General features: G+C 67.4%; 22 protein-coding genes. 17 read left to right on the plus strand and 5 right to left on the minus strand.

What is annotated here, in order from left to right; genetic code table 11:
• Window positions 1–5: 5 nt before the first annotated feature.
• The gene (locus AC2DGY_RS02305) at window positions 6–338 is read right to left on the minus strand and encodes a muconolactone Delta-isomerase family protein (protein ID WP_484508084.1); all 333 of its coding nucleotides are present in this window, start codon (window positions 336–338) and stop codon (window positions 6–8) included.
• A gap of 89 nt (window positions 339–427) precedes the next feature.
• Window positions 428–991 (minus strand): VOC family protein, encoded by a 564-nt coding sequence (locus tag AC2DGY_RS02310; protein ID WP_484508085.1) that lies wholly within the window; start codon window positions 989–991, stop codon window positions 428–430.
• Between the two features lie 178 nt (window positions 992–1,169).
• On the opposite strand from AC2DGY_RS02310, the gene AC2DGY_RS02315 reads away from it, so the two are divergent.
• From AC2DGY_RS02315 to AC2DGY_RS02345, 7 genes are all read left to right on the plus strand, one after another.
• Entirely contained in the window at window positions 1,170–2,216 is a 1,047-nt protein-coding gene (locus tag AC2DGY_RS02315) for an ABC transporter permease (protein ID WP_484508086.1), read from the plus strand.
• Window positions 2,217–2,274: 58 nt separating this feature from the next.
• A complete protein-coding gene (locus AC2DGY_RS02320) occupies window positions 2,275–3,384 on the plus strand; it encodes a sugar ABC transporter substrate-binding protein (RefSeq protein WP_484508087.1) in 1,110 nt (369 codons plus the stop codon).
• A 34-nt stretch (window positions 3,385–3,418) separates the two neighbouring features.
• Complete coding sequence (locus tag AC2DGY_RS02325) at window positions 3,419–4,972, plus strand: sugar ABC transporter ATP-binding protein (protein WP_484508088.1); 1,554 nt, start codon at window positions 3,419–3,421, stop codon at window positions 4,970–4,972.
• Between the two features lie 56 nt (window positions 4,973–5,028).
• On the plus strand, window positions 5,029–5,619 hold the full coding sequence (locus AC2DGY_RS02330) for a VOC family protein (protein ID WP_484508089.1): 591 nt from the start codon (window positions 5,029–5,031) through the stop codon (window positions 5,617–5,619).
• A 5-nt stretch (window positions 5,620–5,624) separates the two neighbouring features.
• Complete coding sequence (locus tag AC2DGY_RS02335; RefSeq protein ID WP_484508090.1) at window positions 5,625–6,779, plus strand: agarase; 1,155 nt, start codon at window positions 5,625–5,627, stop codon at window positions 6,777–6,779.
• Window positions 6,780–6,814: 35 nt separating this feature from the next.
• Entirely contained in the window at window positions 6,815–7,228 is a 414-nt protein-coding gene (locus AC2DGY_RS02340; RefSeq protein ID WP_484508091.1) for an ester cyclase, read from the plus strand.
• A gap of 102 nt (window positions 7,229–7,330) precedes the next feature.
• A complete protein-coding gene (locus AC2DGY_RS02345) occupies window positions 7,331–8,086 on the plus strand; it encodes an SDR family NAD(P)-dependent oxidoreductase (protein ID WP_484508092.1) in 756 nt (251 codons plus the stop codon).
• 6 nt (window positions 8,087–8,092) lie between these two features.
• On the opposite strand, the gene iolM (AC2DGY_RS02350) is transcribed toward AC2DGY_RS02345, so the two are convergent.
• From iolM (AC2DGY_RS02350) to AC2DGY_RS02360, 3 genes are all read right to left on the minus strand, one after another.
• The gene (gene iolM, locus AC2DGY_RS02350; RefSeq protein WP_484508093.1) at window positions 8,093–9,259 is read right to left on the minus strand and encodes a scyllo-inosose 3-dehydrogenase; all 1,167 of its coding nucleotides are present in this window, start codon (window positions 9,257–9,259) and stop codon (window positions 8,093–8,095) included.
• Between the two features lie 60 nt (window positions 9,260–9,319).
• Entirely contained in the window at window positions 9,320–10,060 is a 741-nt protein-coding gene (locus AC2DGY_RS02355; RefSeq protein WP_484508094.1) for an SDR family NAD(P)-dependent oxidoreductase, read from the minus strand.
• Between the two features lie 108 nt (window positions 10,061–10,168).
• Window positions 10,169–10,864 (minus strand): SDR family NAD(P)-dependent oxidoreductase, encoded by a 696-nt coding sequence (locus AC2DGY_RS02360; protein ID WP_484508095.1) that lies wholly within the window; start codon window positions 10,862–10,864, stop codon window positions 10,169–10,171.
• A gap of 128 nt (window positions 10,865–10,992) precedes the next feature.
• Between AC2DGY_RS02360 and AC2DGY_RS02365 the strand changes: the two genes are divergently transcribed.
• The 10 genes from AC2DGY_RS02365 (at window position 10,993) to AC2DGY_RS02410 (ending at window position 19,987) form a co-directional block, all read left to right on the plus strand.
• Window positions 10,993–11,739 carry a GntR family transcriptional regulator gene (locus tag AC2DGY_RS02365; RefSeq protein WP_484508096.1) on the plus strand — a complete coding sequence of 249 codons (747 nt, stop codon included), beginning with the start codon at window positions 10,993–10,995 and terminating at the stop codon, window positions 11,737–11,739.
• A 180-nt stretch (window positions 11,740–11,919) separates the two neighbouring features.
• Window positions 11,920–13,104, plus strand: coding sequence for a scyllo-inosose 3-dehydrogenase (iolM, locus tag AC2DGY_RS02370; protein ID WP_484508097.1), 1,185 nt, complete (start codon window positions 11,920–11,922; stop codon window positions 13,102–13,104).
• The gene (locus tag AC2DGY_RS02375; protein ID WP_484508098.1) at window positions 13,101–14,075 is read left to right on the plus strand and encodes a cyclase family protein; all 975 of its coding nucleotides are present in this window, start codon (window positions 13,101–13,103) and stop codon (window positions 14,073–14,075) included. The genes iolM (AC2DGY_RS02370) and AC2DGY_RS02375 overlap by 4 nt, the downstream gene beginning before the upstream one ends.
• 84 nt (window positions 14,076–14,159) lie before the next feature.
• Window positions 14,160–14,906 (plus strand): GntR family transcriptional regulator, encoded by a 747-nt coding sequence (locus AC2DGY_RS02380; protein WP_484508099.1) that lies wholly within the window; start codon window positions 14,160–14,162, stop codon window positions 14,904–14,906.
• A 90-nt stretch (window positions 14,907–14,996) separates the two neighbouring features.
• Complete coding sequence (locus tag AC2DGY_RS02385; RefSeq protein WP_484508100.1) at window positions 14,997–16,343, plus strand: FAD-binding oxidoreductase; 1,347 nt, start codon at window positions 14,997–14,999, stop codon at window positions 16,341–16,343.
• A gap of 35 nt (window positions 16,344–16,378) precedes the next feature.
• Entirely contained in the window at window positions 16,379–17,158 is a 780-nt protein-coding gene (locus AC2DGY_RS02390) for an SDR family NAD(P)-dependent oxidoreductase (protein WP_484508101.1), read from the plus strand.
• A gap of 162 nt (window positions 17,159–17,320) precedes the next feature.
• On the plus strand, window positions 17,321–18,328 hold the full coding sequence (locus AC2DGY_RS02395) for a VOC family protein (protein ID WP_484508102.1): 1,008 nt from the start codon (window positions 17,321–17,323) through the stop codon (window positions 18,326–18,328).
• 150 nt (window positions 18,329–18,478) lie between these two features.
• On the plus strand, window positions 18,479–19,282 hold the full coding sequence (locus AC2DGY_RS02400) for a shikimate dehydrogenase family protein (RefSeq protein ID WP_484508103.1): 804 nt from the start codon (window positions 18,479–18,481) through the stop codon (window positions 19,280–19,282).
• Entirely contained in the window at window positions 19,279–19,566 is a 288-nt protein-coding gene (locus tag AC2DGY_RS02405; RefSeq protein WP_484508104.1) for a muconolactone Delta-isomerase, read from the plus strand. The genes AC2DGY_RS02400 and AC2DGY_RS02405 overlap by 4 nt, the downstream gene beginning before the upstream one ends.
• Before the next feature lie 31 nt (window positions 19,567–19,597).
• Window positions 19,598–19,987, plus strand: coding sequence for an ester cyclase (locus tag AC2DGY_RS02410; protein ID WP_484508105.1), 390 nt, complete (start codon window positions 19,598–19,600; stop codon window positions 19,985–19,987).
• Window positions 19,988–19,999: the final 12 nt, after the last annotated feature.

Below are 19,999 nucleotides of genomic sequence, written 5' to 3' on the forward strand. Positions count from 1 at the left end.
TGCGCTCAGCGCTCCGCCGTGACAGCGGGGTGGACGGGGCGAGAAGCTTCCACCTCGGTGCCGGCGTCGGCGGGATGCCGTTCCGTCTCATGCACGGTGATCTCGGTGAAGGAGCGCAGCGGCAGAGTCGCCAAGATCGCATCCAGTTCCGCCGTGTTCCTCGCGCGCCACAACCCCCAGGTGACCCAGCGACTCGGTACGCCCCACACGCGCAGCAGGGAGCCCTGCCCCGCCAGCGCGGCGAGGGACTCGCGAACTCGCCGCCGGAGATGGTGCACCTCGGATGGCGAGACCCACTCGGGGATCTGCACCTCCATGCGCACGAGAAATTCATTCATCGTGGTCAGCCTCTGCCCCAGCGGAGACGGTCTTCTCCGCGCCCGTCTTCGGGGCTGTCGCATCACCCATGCGGCGTCCCCTCCCCGCCTCAGACCGTGCGGCTCTCGGCGCGCGCGGATGGGCGCTGCAGGAGTTCGATGGTGATGCCATCGGGGCCCCTCAGGTAGCACGCCCAGCCGCCGGCATTTATCCCCGCGGTGATCGCGACAGGCTCCGAAAGGGGGATCGCGCCCCGCGCCGTGACGCGGGCGAAGACCGGACGGATGTCGGGCACGAGAAAAGCCAGATGCATCGCGCCGGGCTGGGGGTTCCGCAGGGCGAGCGGCGCGAGTTCGGGCTCGTCATAGGAGATGAGCTCGACGACGTGGCCGCTCCTGGGCCGCGGGCCATCCGTGAAACGCAACTGAGCGATCCGGAATCGAGCCTCGGGCTCGCCGACGAGAAGACGCGAGTAGGCGTTGTCCTGCACCTGCACGTGGACGAGTTCCATCCCGAAGCAGGAGGTGAAGAAGTCGATCGCCGCGTCCAGGTCGCTCACTGTCAAGCCGACATGGAAGACGGACACACCGCTCACGGTCTCGTGAGGAGAGTCGCTCGAGAGGTCGTCGAGGCCGCCGCCAACCGCGCCGTCGCGATCAGAAATGTTATGCATGCCACAATCACTTTCACGTCAGGTGCGAAGAATGCACGCCCGGATATCATGGAGCTTATAGGTGTACTAACCGCTTGGAGTATATGAACCCCGCTTTGACGACTCATAGGGGATTCGTATACTATGAAGTCATGAGTGGGACCCGCTCGTAACAACGGCGTACGAGATCGAGGGAGAGATGGATCAGACTCGAGGTACTACAGCGGCACCGACCGACACGTTGCCGACTGTCCGCACCGACGCGCCCTTCGGCCGTGACCGACAGCAGACGACGCTGCGCCGGCTCTTGTCGTTCGACGAGCTCGGTCCGCTGCTCGCCCTGCTGGCGCTGGTCCTGATCATCGGTGCGTTTCAGCCCCGCTTCCTCGATGAGGACGTCCTGCTGGCCACGCTCCGCACCGCGTGCCTCGTCGCAATCACCGCCTACGGGATGGTGTTCCTGCTGGCGATGACCGAGATCGACCTGTCCGTCGGCGGCACCTACGCCGTGGCGATCATCCTCGCGGCGGAGTGGATGACGTCGATCGACCCGTGGATCGCGGCGGGACTGGCCATTGTGGTCGCGATCGGTCTGGGCGCGATCAACGGCCTCCTCGCGAACATCTTCCGCGTGCCGGTGATCATCATCACGCTGGGCACGTTCACGGCGTATCGCGGTCTGGTCCAGGTGATCACCGGGGGAAGCCCCGCCACGGGGTTGCCGCTGGATTCGAGCTTTTTCAGCGTGCTCGGCGAGAACGTGCTGGGGCTGCCCGCCGCGGCGTGGGCGGCGCTCCTCCTCGGCGTCATCCTCACCTTCATCTTTAAGAAGACGCGCTTCGGCGCCATGGTTCGCGCCAGCGGCTCGAACTACCAGGCGGCGGAGTTCTCCGGGATCCCCACGCGGCGCATCCGGCTGTACGCGCTCATGCTCACCGGCGGTCTCGCCGGAGTCGCCGGCATCCTGAGCCTGGCGTACTACCAGGGCGCCGACCCGTCGGTCGGGGTGGGCTTCGAGATGCAGGTGATCGCGGCGGCCATCATCGGTGGAACGGCGATCAGCGGAGGCACAGGCACCGTGCCCGGAGCCCTCATCGGAGCACTGATCGTCGCGGTGATCAACAGCGGCATGGTCTTCTTCCGCGTCGACCCGAACTGGACGAGCTTCGTCACGGGCGCCGTGGTGGTCATCGCCGTCTGCTCGGATGCGGTGCTCCGGCGTCGCCGCGACGCACGGCGCCGCTGATCGGCGACACGCCTTCCCCCAGATCACGCACGAACGAGTCAAAGGAGAACTCAGACGCATGAATAGGAACAACTTCGGTAGGACGACGCGCACTCTCGCCGGCCTTGCCGCTCTGACGCTCACCGCCGGCCTCGCCGGCTGCGCCAGCGACAACGGGTCGGAGGCCGGCTCGGGCGGAGGCGACGGGGAAGTCGTCGTCGCTATGACGGTGCTGCACACGGCCGCGAAGTACTACCAGGAGGAGATGCAAGGGGCGAAGGACTTCGGTGCGGAGGATGGCAACGTCGACCTGACCGTCACCGGACCGCCCGCCTACGACGCTGAGATCGCCCAGAAGCAGATCCGCGACCTTCTCGCGACTCAGCCGGATGCGGTCGGCTTCACCCCGCAGCCCCCCGACCTGTGGGTGCGCACGATGAAGGATGCCGCCGAGCAGCTGGACGGCAAGGTCATCGCGTTCAGTGAGCGCCCCACCTCCGCGGAGGAGGACGCCGCCGCCGCCGCTGTCAAGACGACGGTCGGCTACAACGACCGCGGCCAGTCGAAGGCGCTCATGGAGGCGACCATCAAGGAGGCGGGCCTTCCGGAATCCAGCACCGGCACCGTGCTTCTCGGCCCGTGCACGGCCGACACGACCGGAACCGTCGCCCTGCGGCTGGCGGGTTTCGTCGACGCCGTCGAGGAACTGCTGCCCAACGCCAACGTCGTGACGGTCGTCACCGCCCCCTCGGTCAAGGAGAACCAGGACCGGTGGTCGTCTGCGCTGACGGCCGAACCCGACGCCATCCTTGCCGCCGGCACCTGCGAGCCCGATGGCCAGAGCCTGTACCGCCTGAAGAAAGAGCGCGGATACGACTTCGCTCTCGGCGCCATGGAACTCACCGCCGAGGGTGTGGCGGGTCTGGAGGACGGCCTGGTCACCGCCGTCCAGTCCGCCAACACGTGGCTGATGGGCTACACCACCGCGCGCATGCTCACCATGGCCGCCCGCGGCGAGGAGCTTCCGGAAGGATTCGTTTCGACCGGTGGCTCGCTGTTCACGCCGGCCAATGTGGATGAGGTCGACATGCGCGAGAACGACCCGGCGACGTTCTACCAGCCGCTCGTGGACGAGCTGTTCGCCGACGGAATGCCCAAGGCTGCTCCGATCACGGACGCCTGGAAGTAATCGGAATCATCGAAGCGACGTCAGCGAGGACCTCATGTACACGGTCAGAGATCTACACAAGACCTACGGTGGAGTGAAGGCCCTCGCTGGCGTCGATTTCGATATCGCCCCCGGCGAGGTGCACGCCCTGCTCGGTGCCAACGGAGCGGGAAAGTCCACCCTCATCAAAGTCCTCGTGGGAGCGGCCTACCCCGACGAGGGCACGCTGGAACTGGACGGCGAGCCGGTGAGCTTCTCGAACACCCGGGATGCTGCTCGCCGCGGCGTGGCGATCGTGTCGCAGGAGCTGACGCTCTTCCCGCACCTCGACGTGCTGCAGAACCTCTTCCTCGGCCGCGAACCGCTCGCCGGTGGCATCTCCATCGACCGCGGGGCCATGCGCCGCCTGGCCGCCCCGGTGCTCGAGGCGATCGGGCTGGACCTGGACGTGAGTCGCCCGCTCGGGACTCTCCGCCTCGGGGAGCAGCAGCTCGTCGAGATTGCGCGTGCGCTGTTGGAAGACCCGAAGATTCTCATCCTCGACGAACCCACCTCCGCCCTGCAGGCCGCCGACACGGAGCGGCTTCTCGGCGTCGTCCGCAATCTGCGGGACCGGGGCGTCGCCGTCGTGTACGTCTCGCACTTCCTCGAGGATGTCTTCGCCGTCGCCGACCGCATCACCATCCTGCGGTCGGGAGAAGTCGTCGTGCCGCGCCGGCCGCGGGAGGAGATGACGATCTCACAAGCCGTGCAGGCGATGCTCGGCGAGACGGCCGTCCAGGAGAGGCAGTCTCAAAGCTCCGCCGCTTTCAGCGGCGCGTCGGCGTCGGCGGGACCCCTCATCCTCGAGGGCATCGCCGTTACGGGCATGCTCGAGCCGATCGATCTCGTCGCCAGCCCCGGTGAGGTGGTCGGTCTGGCGGGTCTGGAAGGATCCGGTGCGCGGAGCGTGCTCGATGTCGTCTTCGCACTGCAACGCCCCAGCCAGGGCCGCATCACCCTTCCGGGCGGTGGTCCCTGGCCGCGGACGATGAACCGCGCCGTGAAGGCCGGGATCGCCTACATCCCGGCCGATCGAAAGCGTCTCGGCCTCATGCTCGACGTGTCGATCGCCGAGAACATCAGCACGGTGCGCGGCGGTCCGCTCAAGCGCATGGGGATCGTCCTCGGGCGCGGGGCGATGCGACGCAGGGCCGAGCATTGGCGTCAGACCCTCCAGATCGCGATGGCCACGCCTGAGCAGGCGGCGGGCTCGCTGTCGGGCGGCAACCAGCAGAAGATCGTCTTCGCCAAGTGGCTGGAGGCCGATCCGTCCGTCATCCTGCTCGACGACCCATCGCGCGGCGTGGACGTAGGGGCCAAGGAAGAGATGCACGCGGTCATCGCGCAGATGGCCGCCAGCGACAAGGTGGTCCTCTACACCTCGAGCGACCTCGAAGAGATGGCCGCGGTCTGCGATCGCGTGCTCGTCTTCCTCGGCGGCCGCGTGGTCGGTGAGATCGCCGGTGACCGCCTGTCCGAAAGCGTCCTCATGGAGGCCATCAACGGCGGAGACGTCGGCCAGCCCGGCGCGCTCCAGCCCGTCCCCGCGCTACCCGAGAGCCTGTGACCGCCATGACGGTCGGCTCTGTCCTGCCCGCATCAACCGTGAAACGGAGCACCGCCGTGACTTCCTCCATCGACGTCGACAGAGCTCAGGTCGGAGCCATCCTCGGTCGGCCCGTCCACCACATCGGATACGCGGTGGCGAGCATCGAGGAGACGGTGGAGTTCCTCACGGCCGCCGCAGGGGCCGGTCCGTTCTTCCTGATGCCCAACATCCGCATCGCCCTGCTCCGCAACGCGCGCGGGCCGATCATCTGGGACCACTCGGCGGCTTTCGGCCAGTGGGGTGGGGTCTCCGTCGAGCTGCAGGAGGTGCATCGACTCGAGCCGGCCGACGCGCTCGGTGCTGCGTACCAGCGAACCACCGGCATCAATCACGTCGCCTACGTCACGGATGACCTCGCCGCAGAGCGGGCCCGTCTCGAAGACATGGGGCTGGAGTTGCTGTTCGAAGCGTCCAACGGACCGCACGACTCCCTGCTGTTCGATGCGCCCCTCCTCGGGCACACGATCGAGGTGCACCGTCCCTTCCCCATGTTCAACGAGTTCTGGTCGTCACTGGCCGTCGCCGCCGACGGTTGGGACGGACGGGATCCGTTGCGTCCGGCGCCGCGCGAGCTGCAGGAGACGCTCGGGAACACGAATCTGTGACCGTGATGGCACCCGAGCACACGGATACGACGCGGTACTTCCAGCTGGCCGACACCGACGGGCGATGGGCATTCACCGACCTGGCGGGTGAACCGTTCTTCAGCCTGGCGGTCAACCATGCGGATGAGTCGAACCTCAAGTACCTCAGCAATTTCGACATCTGGCGGGAGCGGTATGGGTCGCGCGCGTCGTGGATCACGCGAGGCGTCGTTTCCGACCTGACGAGCTGGGGGTTCAACACGATCGGGTGGACGACGGAATGCGTCGCGTTGGGAGAGGTGAAGGTCAACGATTACGACGCACCATATGACGCCCGGCACTCACCGCAGTGGGCACGGGCCGACTTCGCCACCGCGGGCATGCCGTACTGCATCGCCCTGCCGGTCGCCGCGTTCGAGGAGTGGAACCTGCACCCGGCCTTCCCGGACGTCTTCTCGAAGGAATGGGAGCAATGGTGCGACTACATCGGCAGATCGCTCGTGGCCGACCACGCCGATGACCCGCTGCTGGTGGGCTACTTCTTCGTCGACATCCCATCGTGGCGCACGCATGCCACCGGCGCGTACTTCCCCGGGCAGCAGCCGGGCGATGAGGTCGCACTGGCCGCGGTCGCGAAGCGGTACTACCAGAGCATCCACGACGCCATCCGTGCGTACGACCCGCACCATCTGATTCTCGGAGACCGGTACAACGGCAACGTGGGTATCCCCGATGTCGTGCTGGATGCCATGGCGCCCTACGTGGACGTCCTGTCGGTGCAGTACTTCCCGGATGCCGACCGCGCAGGGCGTAGGCGGATGCGAGACGACCTGGCCCGATGGCATGAACGCAGCGGGAAGCCCGTGCTCATCGCCGACATCGGCAACTGGTGCGCCACGGCGCACAATCCTCAGCGCGCGAGCGGACTCGCCGACCAGCGCGCCCGGGCCGATGACTACATCGCCGCATTCGAGGCCGTGGTCGACGAGCCCTGGCTCGTCGGGTGGCACTGGTGCTCTTATTCGGAGAACTACAGCCGGGGGTGGGGGCTGAAAAGCCCCGAGGACGAGCCGTACACGGAGCTCGTGGAACCGATCGCCGCCTTCAACGCCACGGTCGCCGGCCGTGTTTTCGGCCACAGCCCGCAACGCCGACCCCCGCGTAACCCGGTTCGAAACTGACGCTCTCGTAGCTCCCCATTGAGCCGGCGGGCGCCGTGGCCCCCGGAAAGGACATCATGGTCGCCGACGACCTTCGGAACTTCTATCACCGCTACATCACAGTCCTCAATGCGCACGAGGCGCATCGCATGGACGAATTCGTGCACGAGCGCATCACCCTTCACGGTGAGCCGAGCACGCGAGAGGCAGTCGTGGAGCAGCTCAACAGCATCCTCGACGCCGTTCCCGACATGCACTGGGTCACGCAGGAAATCGCCGTGGACGGTGAACGCCTCGCCGCGCGCCTGATCAATACCGGCACCCCGTCCAAGACCTGGCTCGGGGCGGAGCCCACAGGCAGGTCGTTCGAGATCGTGGAGTTCGCCGTGTACACGATCCGAGACGGGAGATTCCTCCACCTTTCGTCGATGCACGATGCGGAGACGCTGCTCACCCAACTGGCCCCCTGACGTACTTCTCCTCCCTCGGATCGCTGCCGCCTGGTCCGGCGGCGCACCAACCAATAAGCAACCAAGCAACCAAGCAACCAAGCAACCAAGCAAAGGAATCTCATGACCGATGAACTGAACGGAAAGGTCGCCCTCGTGACCGGAGGCGCCCGCGGGTTGGGAGCGGCCACGGCCGTCGCGCTCGCCGAGCGCGGAGCCGACGTGGCCATCAGCTACGTGGCGTCGGCCGAGAAAGCCGGCGATGTCGTGCGGCTCGTCGAAGCGCTCGGCCGCCGAGCGATCGCCATCCAGAGCGACCAGGCCGACCTGACCGCCGCGGGGCCGCTGGTGGACGCGGTGATCTCCCACTTCGGGCGGCTCGACATCCTCATCAACAACGCCGCCATCACCGTCCAGGGGCAGAAGGTGGACGACCCGCAGCTGCGGGGGAAGGACCTGGACCACCTCTGGCACACCAATGTGCTCGGAGTCGTGGCCGTCACGCGCGCCGCCTCCCGCGTGATCGCCGACGGTGGCCGGATCGTCTTCATCGGTTCGGCCATCGCCAGCCGTGTGGCCTTCACGGGGGTCGCCGATTACGCCGGCAGTAAGGCCGCCATCGCCGGGTACGCCAAGGGCGTCGCGCGTGACCTCGGCCCGCGGAACATCACCGTGAACGTCGTGCAGCCGGGCGTCATGCCCACCGACATGGCCGCGGATGCCGCACACAACGTGCCATCGACGATGATGGATTACCACGCCATCCGGCGCATCGCCGAGCTGGACGAGGTCACCTCGACCGTGTGCTTCCTCGTCAGCCCCGGCATCGGCTATATCAGCGGCAGCGTCCTGGACATCGCCGGCGGCTTCCACATCTGAGGTCCGCTACGCGGGCAGCCCCTGCGGATGGATGAACAGCTTGGCGTCGCGTCCGGTCGCGGCGCGGTCCATGGCCGCGATCGCGTCCTCGAGGGCGAACCGCCCGGTGATCATCGGCGTCAAGTCCAGTCGTCCGGCGGCGTGCAGGGCGATCACCGCGGGGTAACCGCCGCCGAGGTGAGCCACGGCGCCGTGCATCGACGCGGAGCGGAACATCAGGGGATTGGTGTCCATCGGAAACGGCCCGTTGTTGACGCCGAGGACGACGATCTTGGCGCCGACGGCGATGGAGGCGAAGATCGCCGGCATGACGCGTGACCCGGCGCCGCTGGCATCCACGACCATGTCGACGCCGACCCCGCCCGTCTGATCCATCAGCCAGGACGCGGCGTCGCCGGAGGTGGGGTCGAACGTCGCCGAGGCTCCCAGCCGGGTGGCGATGTCGCGTTTGACCTTTTCCGGCTCGAGGGCGAGAACTTTCCCCGCGCCCAGCGCGCCCGCCAGTCCGACCGCCGCAAGCCCGATGGGTCCGCAGCCGAACACGGCGACGGTGTCTCCGGGGAGGAAGCCGCCAGCGCGCGCGACCATGCCGTTGTAAACGACCGCACCGGGCTCGGTCAGTGCGCCGACATCCAATGCGAATGCTTCCCCGTACCGCTCCGCGACGGCGGTCAACGGCCAGCAGTAGCGTTCCTCGGCGACGGACATGGTCGCTGTTCCCCCGTCGAGGGTGATGCCGCGGTCCTCGATGTTGTCGCAACTGCTGGGGATGCCGCGCAGGCACGGCCGGCAGCGTCCGCAGTTCACCTGTGCCTCGACGGCCACGAGGTCGCCCGGTGCGACGCGCGTGACGGCGCTGCCGACGGCGATGACCTCGCCAGAATATTCGTGCCCGATCGCAATGGGTACGCGCGACTGCGCCGGATGATTGAGATACCCGTCCGCGTCCGGGACGTACATGTGCACATCCGACCCGCAGATCCCGCACACCCGGTTGCGAATGAGGACGTCGTGCTCATCCCTGATGGCCGCATCGGGCCGTTCCCCCACCGCCATCCGCGGGTTGAACCACACCTGATTGCCGTGGCGCGCCCGGCGGGAGCTCTCCTCAGCGGCGGTGACCTCGTAGCCTGCCCTGGGCTTCCATTGGGCCGTCAGAATGAGTCCGCGCATCGCCGGTCCCTCCCTTTCGTTGTCGTTGTCGTTGTCGTACCCGTGCCCGCGTTATCGCGCTCAGGACCCCTGAAGTCCGCCGTGGATCCCGAGGTCTTCCCCGGTGACATAGGTGGCGGCGTCCGAGACCAGGAAGGCGACGACCTCGGCGACCTCGGCGGGGGAGCCCAGGCGCCCGAGCGGGATCCGGCTCTCCCACTCCTGCCGGACGGCATCGGGCGACTCGGCCCCCTGGGCCGTGCGGGCGACGCGGATACCCTGAAGCATGGGGGTCTCCACGAGCCCCGGCGAGACGCAGTTCACCCGGATTCCCGATTCCGCGAGCGCCACCGACGTCGACCTCACGAGTGAGACGATCGCCGCTTTCGAGGCTGCGTAGTGGGCGGCGAGAGGGCGTCCCGCGCGGCCCGCCGTGGACGAGAACAGCACGGCGCTTCCGCCGCCGGACCGAGCCATCTGCGCGGCCGCGGCCTGGAGGAGGAAGAACGCAGCGCGGATGTTGACGGCGAACACCCGATCGAAAGCGTCGGGGGTGATCCGGTCGAAACGTTGGGTGTCCATGATGCCGGCGGCGTTGACCAGACCGTCGAGGCGGCCGTGAACGGAGACAGCATCGTGAAGAGTGGGGGCGATGGCGTCGACATCGGTGAGATCCAAGGTCGCCCAGCTGCCGCCGCGCGGGGCCGCACCCGAGTGGCGATCGATGCCGATCACGGTGGCTCCGCGGGCGGTGAGAAGGTGCGCGCACGCTTCCCCCAGCCCGGACGCGGCGCCGGTAACGGCGATCACCTTGCCTTGCATCGCGTGCTCCTTCGCTCGTGATCACCGGCCAAAGTATGCCGTGACAGCCGAAGTATATCTTCTACAGCGGCGTGTGCACCCGTGGGTTCTCAAGGGAGCCTGCGCGCTCTACCAGGGCACGATCCCGTGGCGGTCGGTGAATGTTCCCGTCGGCCCGTCCGAACCGATGGTGGCCATGGCGACGATCGCGTCGGTGCCCTCTCTGACGGTCTGCGGGCCGCTGTGATCGTTGAGATCGGTGGCTGTGTAGCCCGGGTCGATGACATTGACCCGTACCCCGGGGAGCGCGCGCGCATATTGCGTCGTGAGCATGACAACCGCCGATTTGCTCGGCGCGTACGTCACATTGTTGCTCGCGTTCTCGTCGCGGGTGGGGTCGCTGGTCAGAACAATCGATCCCTGGCCACTCGCGACATTGACGATGACAGGCGCCGCGCTGTCGCGCAGGAGGGGAAGGAACGCGTTGGTGACGCGGACCATGCCCGCAACATTCGTGCGCATCACCTCCTCGACGTCATCGCCCGTCGTGTCCTCGACGGCGACCGATCGCCCGAAGATGCCGGCGTTGTTGACGAGGACATCGAGCCCGGTGCCTGCCTGGCGCACCGTCTGGACCGCTGCGTTCACACTCTCGTCGTCTGTGACGTCAAGGCGCACGAAGCGGGCGCCGATCGCATCGGCCGCCTCGCGGCCGCGCTCCGAATCGCGGGCGGTCACCCACACATCGTGTCCGAGGTCGATCAGGCGTCGGGCGGCTTCGCGGCCGAGTCCCCGGTTGGCTCCGGTGATGAGCATCGTCGTCATGGGCGACATCGTACGTGCACCCGGACTGGTGCCGTCGACAGAAGCCTCCCTGATATTCCTCGCCTGCGCTGGCATACTGGTCGTATGTTTGCTTGGACCGGTGCAGAGAGCGGGAGGTGACCGTGCCTATGGCTGTCGAATCCGATGATCGGGCGGTGGGTGTCACGGAGGCGCGGAATCAACTCCGGCAGGCGGTGCTGCGCACCGAGCTGCGGCCGGGCGCGGTGTACGCGCAGGACGAGGTGCGAAAACTCCTCGACGTGGGCCGGACGCCGTTCCGCGAAGCCCTGCGCATGGTTCAGGTCGAACAGCTCATCGAGATGCTTCCGAACGGGAGGCTCCGCATACCCGAGCTCTCGATGGACGATTTCACACAGGTGCAGGTCGCCCGAATCGCCCTCGAGTCAGCGGCCCTCCGGTTGTCGATCCCGAAGCTCAGGCCTGAGGATCTTGCGCATCTCGAGGGATACATGGCCCAGATGTCGCACTACTTGAGTTCGGATCACTTCGATCGGGTGGAGACTCCGCACCTGGAGTTCCATCACGGGCTCATCGTCGACGCTGGTTCGACGATCGTCTCGAAGATCGGCGAACTCAGCGACCGCGTGCGGCGCTATCGGTGGGCTCACGCGGTGGAGTTGCGCGACGACTGGGTGAATCGGACCGCGGAGCATCGGGCGATTCTGGATGCCGCGATCGCCGGGGACGTCGAAGCTGCCGTCGCGCAGCTCGTTCGGCACTACCTGAGGGCGGGGTTGTTGCTCGCTGACCTGACGCAGGCTTCCGACGGCGCAGCCGGCCGGGAGAAATTCGAGGCGGCCGTTATGGCCAGCCTTGCTCCGAGCGTCCGGTCGGACGTCCTGAAGCTCGGGTAGGCGGAGGGCCACCCTCTGTGACGCCCCGTGCCGTCTAGCCGGGGCGCCGTTCTCCCTGGCTGGGACCAGGTGGACATGCGTCTCGCTATTGTTCGCCAATTGAGCCAGTTGTATACTTTCGCGTGTATTGAACCCGATAAGGTGTTCAGGATATTCAGGCACATGAGAGGGCAATGGCGCATGAGAGGTCTTGTGGTATCGGCGGACTGGACGCCCAAGGAGGGCTACCGGGTCACCGCTGCGGAGGAACGAACCGGTCGCGTGCGACTGGCGAACCAGGTTCTTCATAACCCGACCCTGGCGGTTGCCGAGCGCCCGGACGCCGTACTCGCGGGTGACCATGACGTCCTGATCCGCAATGTCGCCAGCGGCATCTGTGGAAGCGACCTTCATATGGTGATCTCTGACGGGGACGGGTACATGGACCTTCCGGCGCCCTTCCGCGTTCCTGTGGCCCTCGGACACGAGAACTCCGGCGTTGTGGTCGAGGTCGGAAGCCAAGTGACCCGCGTCAAGCCCGGCGATCTCGTCGCCGTGGAGGCCCAGGTGGAGTGCGGAACCTGCCGCGCGTGCCTGCGGGGCCTGAAGGCCGCCTGCGAAAACCTGTGGGACCGCGGCTTCACGCTCGACGGAGGCACGGCCACGATGTCCGTCGCGCACGAACGGCACTGCTGGCCGTTGACGGATGTGGCGGAGCGATTCGGCGAGCGCAAGGCGGCCGACATCGGCGCCCTCGTCGAACCGGCGAGCGTCGCATACAACGGGATGGTCAACCGCGCCGGGGGCTTCCGCCCCGGCGACACCGTCGCGGTCTTCGGCGCCGGTCCGATCGGTCTGGCCGCGGTCGCACTGGCGAACGCGCTGGGAGCGGGCCGCGTGCTCTCCATCGACCCTGTCCCTTCCAAGCGGGAGATCGCCTCCGCGCTCGGCGCCACGGAGACTTTCGATCCGACTACCGGGCGGACGGAGGAGTGGCTGCTCCAGGTGACTCGCGGTGCCGGTGTCGACATGGCGGTGGACGCGACGGGCGTAGGTCGACTCGTGATTCCGCAGATCGTTCCGATCATCGCGGTGGGCGGCAAGATCGTCTCCGTCGGGGCGAACATGGCACCGGTCGAAGTGGACACGATCAAGCTGATGTTCCGGGCAGCATCCATGCACTTCACACTGGGGCACCTCGGGGGTGGGTTCCCCGCCGTCATCGCGCTGCACGCCGCGGGGAAGCTCGACCTGACCAGCATGGTCACGGCGCGCTTTCCCCTGGACGACGGACTCGGGGCGATGGAGCGAGCCCTCAAGGGGCAGGACGCCAAGATCCTCATCTATCCGCACGTCGAGGACTACGAAAGGGCAGTGTCCGCATGAGTGCTGGTACGCCGCTGGTCACCACGGAGGCCATCGAGGAGTACATCGCGAAGTACTCGAACTGGGGCCGTTGGGGGGTCGACGACGAGCTCGGAGCGGTCAACCTCATCACCCCATCGATCGTGCGAGGCGCCGCTCATGCCGTGCGTGCAGGGCGTGTCGTCGGGCTGGGCTTGCCGTTCGACCAGAACGGACCGCAGACCGGGGTGCTGGGACGGACCAACTGCCTGCGATACTCCACGGCGACGGGCACCGATCATGCCGAAGGACTGCAACGCCTGGCGGGGGAGCCGCTGCCACATGGCTTCGGGTTCGCTGACGACGTCATCGTGATGCCGTTGCAGTCCGCGACACACTGGGATGTGCTCTCGCACATCTTCCATGACGGGCGCATGTACAACGGGCGCCCGGCTTCGACGGTCACTGCCGCGGGAGCCCAGTTCAGCGGGGCCGAACTCTGGCGCGAGACTCTGGTCGGCCGTGCGGTGCTCCTCGACCTGCCCGCCACACTCGGAGTCGAGTGGCTCGAGGATGGGCACGCCATCGACGCCGACCAGTTGGACGCGGCGGCGGAGTTCGGAAAGGTCGAGATACGGGAGGGCGACATCCTCCTGCTGCGGACGGGCAAGCTCAAGCGCGCCCGCGCCGAGGGGTGGGGTGCGTATGCCGGTGGCGACGCGCCGGGCCTCAGCTACTACACCGTGCCGTGGCTCGCCTCGCACGGGATCGCGGCGATCGCTAGCGACACCTGGGGCGTCGAAGTCCGGCCCAACGAACTCCCTGGGGCGTTCCAGCCCTTCCATATCCCTGCACTGGTCTACATGGGGCTCGCGCTCGGGGAGATGTTCGACTTCGAGGGGCTGTCCCAGGCCTGCGCGGAGGAGGGGCGATACGAGGTCTTCTTCTCTGCGCCGCCCCTCGCCTTCACGGGGTCCGCCGGTGCTCCTCCCGGACCGGTCGCCATTCTCTGACCCTCGCGGGGGGCGGCGTGTGGCAATCGATATAAGAGCGTCTGTGGTGCGAATCAACACCTCGGCAAGGGAGCGGAGACCGCGGTGACGGTCGTCAAGGGACAGGGTGCCGTCGGGGTTCCGGAGGTTCGGGACCGCCTCCGGGAGGCGGTCCTCAAGGGTCGCCTGCGTGAAGGAACCCTGCATTCGCAGGACGCCGTCATGGACCTGCTCGGTGTCCGCCGCACGCCCTTTCGCGAGGCTGTGCGCATGGTGCAGGCCGAAGGGCTTCTTCAGGTGCTGCCGAACGGTCGCTTGAAAGTGCCCGAGCTCTCGATGAGCGCTTTCGGGGAGATACAGATCGCCCGCATAGCGCTCGAATCGGCTGCCGTGAGGGTTGCCGTTCCGCGCCTGGATATGGACGACCTCGCGCGGCTGGAAGGCCTGATGGCCGAAATGTCGCACTACATCGGCAATGCCGACTTCGAGAGACTGGAACGCCCCCACGTCGCGTTCCACCTGGGGCTGGTGGCGCCGGCAGGACCGGTCTTCCTCGGAGCCATCGCCGACCTGATTGACGGCGTGCGCCGTTACCGATGGGCGTTTGCGACCGGGCTACCGCGCTTCTGGGAGGAACGCTTCACCGAGCACCGCGCCATCCTGGACGCGGCAAAGGCGGGGGACGGTGAAGCAGTCGCGCGCGAACTCGCCCGCCACCACATCCAGGCGGGGATGCGGTTGGCTCGCATGATGGGCACGATCGGCGGCGCGACAGAGAGGGAGCGGTTCGCACGCGATCTTCGAGAAAGCCTCCCGCCTCAGCACCAGCGTCTCGTCGAAATGTCGGCCTGAGGCTCCCGAGGCTTTCAGGGTCTATACTTCCTCGATAACGCATATTTTACCTGCAAAATATCCAGAATCTTGGAGTGCCCAATGACGGACATGGCAAAGACGGAACCAGTGTTGCTCGCTCAAGGAGACGCCGCCTACGAGGAGGCCAGACGGAACGCCGTCTGGAATGGGCGCACTCCGGCGCGCTACCCGGACGAGATCGTGCTCGCCGAGAGTGCCGGCGATGTCGTGGCTGCCGTGCGCCGCGCCGTCGAACGTGGGATGCGTATCGGTGTGAAGTCCGGCGGGCACAGCTGGGCGGGCAATCACCTGCGGGACGGCGGCATGCTGCTCGACGTTTCACGGCTGAACCAGCTGGAGGTGGATTCCGAGGCCCTGACCGCCGTGGTCGGACCCGGGTTCAAGGGGCTCGCCGGCGCACTCCAGCCCTACGGGCTCTTCTTCCCGGGGGGCCACGATCTCGACGTGGGCGTCGGCGGCTACCTTCTGCAGGGCGGCTTCGGCTGGAACGGCCGCGTCCACGGTCCGGCATGCATGAGCGTTCAGGCGATCGACGTCGTCACCGCCGATGGCGAGCTCGTACACGCCGACGAGCACCAGCATCCTGACCTGTTCTGGGCGGCCCGCGGGGCCGGGCCCGGCTTCTTCGGCGTCGTGGTCGCGTTCCATGTCCGCCTCTACAAGGCGCCCGGCTACATCGCGAGCAGCCTGATGCGATTCCCCTTCGACGTCGCGGACGAGCTGTTCCCGTGGGTGCAGCAGGTCGCCCCGACGCTCGCCCGCGAGGTCGAGCTCTCCCTCTTCATCCACCGCGCGGAGAACGGCGAGCCCGAGATCACGCTCACAGCTCCTGCCTTGGTCGACACCGCGGAGGAGGCTGCCGCAGCGCTGGCCTTCGTCGCCGAGTGTCCTCTGCGGGAGCGGGCGCTGGAGGTCGTGACAGCCACCGAAGCCTCTTTGGGCGACCTGTACGCCGGCGTCGGCGGGTTCTATCCCGCCGGGTCGCGCTACGCGGTCGACAACATGTGGACCCACGCGCGCGCCGCCGACCTGCTGCCGGGGATGAAGGAGATCGCCCGGACGCTACCGCCCTACCCCTCCGCCATGATGTGGAACCACTGGGGAGGGGACTGGCCGGAGCGTCCCTCCATGGCGTTCAGCGTCGAGGACGAGACATACATCGCCGCCTACGGGGTCTGGGACGATCCCGCGGACGACGACCGCTATGCGACGTGGGCCGAGGAGCGGATCGGCGCGATGGCCCACCTGTCCACCGGAATCCAGCTGGCTGACGAGAACCTCGGTCGTCGACCGGCTCGCTTCGTCTCGGACGAGAACCTGGCGCGCCTGGATGAGATCCGTCACCGGTACGATCCGGCCGGCCTCTTCCACCCGTGGATGGGGCGACTGCCCTCGCCGGACCTGTCTCACGGATGACCTGCCCGTTCCCCCACGTCTGAATCGAGGGTTCCATGCGTTTGAAGGACAAAGTCGCTGTCATCACTGGAGGTGGTCAGGGCATCGGCCGCGGCATCGCGCTGGCTCTCGCTCGCGAGGGCGCGCGCTGCGTCCTCGCGGCGCGAACTCGCGCGAACCTGGAGGCCGTCCAGGCGGAGATCGAAGCGGCGGGCGGGGAAGCGTTCGTCGTGCCGACCGACCTTCGCTCCGAGGACGAGATCGACGATCTCGCCCGGCAGACCCTCGATCGATTCGGCCACGTCGACGTCCTCGTCAACAACAGCGGTGTTACCGGCCCGATGAAGGAGCTGTGGAAGATCGACCCCGCCGAGTGGGACGAGACCTTCGACGTCAATGTCCGCGGGGTCTTCCTTACCTGTCGGGCCTTTCTGCCTTCGATGATCGAGCGGCGCAGCGGAAACATCATCATCATCGGCTCGCCGTCGGGAAAGCGCCCGCTGCACGGTCGCACCGCGTACACCACGGGAAAGCTCGGGCTGGTGGGATTGGTGCGCACGCTCGCGTGGGAGATCGGTCCCTACGGTCTGCGCGCCAACCTCATCTCCCCGAGCGGGTCGGACGGACCGCGCATGGATGCGATGCTGCGAGGCCAGGCGGAGACGCGAGGAATCACGTACGAGGAGGTCCACGCGGAGTTCCTCCGCCTGTCTCCCCTCGGCCAGTTCACGCCGGCGGAGGACGTCGGCAATGCCGCTGTCTTCCTGGCTTCGGACGATTCCGCGTCTGTGACGGGTGAGGACATGAACGTCTCTTCCGGACTCGTCATGTACTGAGACTGCATATTTGCTTGGGATAGCGGATTAAAGGGCCTATAATATACAAGTCGTACGCGATTCGTCTGGATGCAGCGATGTGTCGTATCCGAGCCGCTCACCCATCAACGGAGATCCGCCGTCGGGCAGTCGAGTCGCCTTACCAATCGAACGGAGAACACCATGTCAAACCGCACGGTTTCCCAGCTGGCATATGTGGAGTTGGCAACGCCGCAGCTCCAGCAGTCGCGGGACTTCTACGTCAACGTGCTGGGAATGACCGAGGTCGCCCATAACGACGCGGGGATCTTCCTCCGCGCCTGGGGTGACTTCCTTCCCTACAGCCTGCAGCTGACCGAGGGTGCCGAGGCGCAGGCGGTGCGCATCGGGTGGCGTGCCGACAGCGCCGAGGATCTCGAGCACGCCGTCGAGGTGCTCACCGCCGACGGCGGCGAGGGCGAGTGGACCGGGGAGAACCTGGGGCGCGGTCGCGCGTACCAGTTCCGGTCGCCGGGTGGACACGGGCACGAGATCTTCTGGGATCTGAAGTCCGTGGAGGTTCCCGAGAACCTCCGCTCCACCTACCCCAACCGTCGCCAGAAGTTCTCTCCGCTCGGAGTGGCGGCTCGCTCGATCGACCACGTCACCTTCGGCACCGACGATGTGCTCCGTGACGTCTCGTGGTTCCGCGACAAGCTGAACTTCCGCTACATGGAGTACACCGCGCTCGACGAGTCTCCGGAGACGCCGTTCTTCGGCATGGTGTCCACCACGGAGCAGGCCCACAACCTCGGCATCCTGCACAACACCACCGGCGTCTCGGGCGCGGTCCACCACGTCGCCTACTGGCTCGACCAGGAGATGGACGTCTATCGTGCCGCCGACGTCCTCATCGAGGCGGGCTTCCCGGTGGAATACGGACCGGGCAAGCACGGCATGGGCGAGAACACGTTCCTCTACGTCCGCGAGCCCTCGGGCTTCCGGATCGAGCTCTTCTCCGGTGGCTACCGCAACTACATGCCCGACTGGGAGCCGGTCGGCTGGCTAGCGAAGCAGGGCTCGCTGGACGCGTTCCGCAACCGGTCCGTTCCCGACTCGATCAACGAGCTGTTCCCCGGCGGTCGTGCCGGCGCGATCAACCCGGAGGGCGACCTGGAGACGAGCCCGTTCGCCATCCGCGGCATCAGCTGACCGAAACCAGCGCCTCAGCCGTCCCGTGCGGCATCCCGCGGCCGGTGCCGAGTGGTCATGGCCCCTCGGCGCCGGCCGCGCCGGTGTTCCCGGCGGCGGCGGCGATCATGAGACGGGCCGCGGTGCACGCGGCCACGGAGAGGACCTGAGATGACGCTCGACCCGATGGAGATCACCGGGATGACCCGGACCGTGTTCGTGATCGCCGATCCGGTGTTCCAGCTGCGGACGCCGCAAGCGCAGAACGCGATCTGGCGCGAACGCGGTGCCGACCTGGTCACGGTGCCCGCACATGTGCCGGCCGCGCACCTGCGCTCCTTTCTGGACGTGATGCGTGCCACCCCGAGCACGGCCGGTGCTGTCGTGACGGTGCCGCACAAGCAGGATGCGGCGGAACTGTGCGACGAGCTGGGCCCGGACGCCGTCATCAGCGGAGCGATCAACGCGATCCGCCGCACGGAGGACGGGCGGCTGGTGGGCGACACCTTCGACGGCGCCGGCTTCGTGGCCGGGTTGCGCGCGCAGGGGATTGATCCGGCCGGCCGCTCGGTGCGCCTGATGGGTGCCGGCGGCGCGGCGAGCGCCGTGGCCGCTGCCCTCGTCGGCGCGGGGATCGCCTCGCTCGACATCGAGAACCGCACGCTCGCCAAGGCGGACGCCTTGGCCGAGCGGCTCTCCGACCGGCTGGGGTTCGCGGACGTCACCGTCGGCGGAACCGGTGCGGCCGACGCCGACCTGGTCGTCAATGCGACCTCTGTGGGGATGACCCCCGGCGCGGAGGTCTCCTTCGACGTGGATCGGTTCGCTGCGGGCGCCGTCGCGGCCGAGGTCATCGTCTCCGCCGAGCTCACGCCGTTCCTGGCGGCGGCGGCAGCTCGCGGGCTGGCCGTCCATGAGGGCAGGCACATGCTGGTCGGCCAGATGCAGCCGATCGCCGATTTCCTGGCAGGGTGATCGCCGTGGAGTTCCTGGTGAACATCCGCATCCAGTTGCCGCCGGACATGCCCGCGGACGTGGAGGGGGAGTTGCGCCGAGGAGAACTGGCTCGAGGACTCGAGCTCCGCGAAGCCGGCACTCTCCTGCGCGCCTGGCGGGTGCCGGGCAGGCGGGAGAACTGGAGCCTGTACTCGATCGCGGATGCCACGGCCCTCCACGACGTGCTGAGCTCTCTGCCCATGTGGCCGTGGATGGACATCGACGTGCATCCGCTCGCCGAGCATCCGCTTGAGCAGGCGTGATGACCCACGGGTCGACGGGAAGGTGCCGCGGATGTCCGACAGAGACCTACGGGCGTTCTACGCGCGCTACATCGAGGCGCTCAACGCCCACGAGTTCGACCGTATGGAGGAGTTCGCTCACGAGGACGTGTCGCAGCAGGGGGAGCCGGCGTCGCGCGACGCCCTCATCGCCAACCTGCGCTCGATCACCGATGCGGTGCCCGATTTCCACTGGGAAGTGCAGGAGCTCGTCGTCGACGGCGATCGTCTCGGCGCGCGCCTGCTCAATTCCGGCACGCCCACGAAGGAGTGGCTGGGGGTGGCGCCCCATCACCGGCGGTTCGAGATCGTCGAGTACGCGATCTACACCCTTCGCGACGGCAGGTTCCGGCACATGTCCGCCATCCACGACGCCGCCGTGCTGAGGCAGCAGCTGCAGTGAGCACCGCCGGCG

It is taken from the genome of Microbacterium sp. Z6_144, from assembly GCF_057197625.1.

Bases quoted from the DNA above. Each gene is read 5' to 3' on its own strand.
- AC2DGY_RS02305 (WP_484508084.1), bottom strand. From the start codon at position 338: ATGAATGAATTTCTCGTGCGCATGGAGGTGCAGATCCCCGAGTGGGTC.
- AC2DGY_RS02310 (WP_484508085.1), bottom strand. From the start codon at position 991: ATGCATAACATTTCTGATCGCGACGGCGCGGTTGGCGGCGGCCTCGAC.
- AC2DGY_RS02315 (WP_484508086.1), top strand. From the start codon at position 1,170: ATGGATCAGACTCGAGGTACTACAGCGGCACCGACCGACACGTTGCCG.
- AC2DGY_RS02320 (WP_484508087.1), top strand. From the start codon at position 2,275: ATGAATAGGAACAACTTCGGTAGGACGACGCGCACTCTCGCCGGCCTT.
- AC2DGY_RS02325 (WP_484508088.1), top strand. From the start codon at position 3,419: ATGTACACGGTCAGAGATCTACACAAGACCTACGGTGGAGTGAAGGCC.
- AC2DGY_RS02335 (WP_484508090.1), top strand. From the start codon at position 5,625: ATGGCACCCGAGCACACGGATACGACGCGGTACTTCCAGCTGGCCGAC.
- AC2DGY_RS02345 (WP_484508092.1), top strand. From the start codon at position 7,331: ATGACCGATGAACTGAACGGAAAGGTCGCCCTCGTGACCGGAGGCGCC.
- iolM (WP_484508093.1), bottom strand. From the start codon at position 9,259: ATGCGCGGACTCATTCTGACGGCCCAATGGAAGCCCAGGGCAGGCTAC.
- AC2DGY_RS02355 (WP_484508094.1), bottom strand. From the start codon at position 10,060: ATGCAAGGCAAGGTGATCGCCGTTACCGGCGCCGCGTCCGGGCTGGGG.
- AC2DGY_RS02360 (WP_484508095.1), bottom strand. From the start codon at position 10,864: ATGACGACGATGCTCATCACCGGAGCCAACCGGGGACTCGGCCGCGAA.
- AC2DGY_RS02365 (WP_484508096.1), top strand. From the start codon at position 10,993: ATGGCTGTCGAATCCGATGATCGGGCGGTGGGTGTCACGGAGGCGCGG.
- iolM (WP_484508097.1), top strand. From the start codon at position 11,920: ATGAGAGGTCTTGTGGTATCGGCGGACTGGACGCCCAAGGAGGGCTAC.
- AC2DGY_RS02375 (WP_484508098.1), top strand. From the start codon at position 13,101: ATGAGTGCTGGTACGCCGCTGGTCACCACGGAGGCCATCGAGGAGTAC.
- AC2DGY_RS02385 (WP_484508100.1), top strand. From the start codon at position 14,997: ATGGCAAAGACGGAACCAGTGTTGCTCGCTCAAGGAGACGCCGCCTAC.
- AC2DGY_RS02390 (WP_484508101.1), top strand. From the start codon at position 16,379: ATGCGTTTGAAGGACAAAGTCGCTGTCATCACTGGAGGTGGTCAGGGC.
- AC2DGY_RS02395 (WP_484508102.1), top strand. From the start codon at position 17,321: ATGTCAAACCGCACGGTTTCCCAGCTGGCATATGTGGAGTTGGCAACG.
- AC2DGY_RS02400 (WP_484508103.1), top strand. From the start codon at position 18,479: ATGACGCTCGACCCGATGGAGATCACCGGGATGACCCGGACCGTGTTC.
- AC2DGY_RS02410 (WP_484508105.1), top strand. From the start codon at position 19,598: ATGTCCGACAGAGACCTACGGGCGTTCTACGCGCGCTACATCGAGGCG.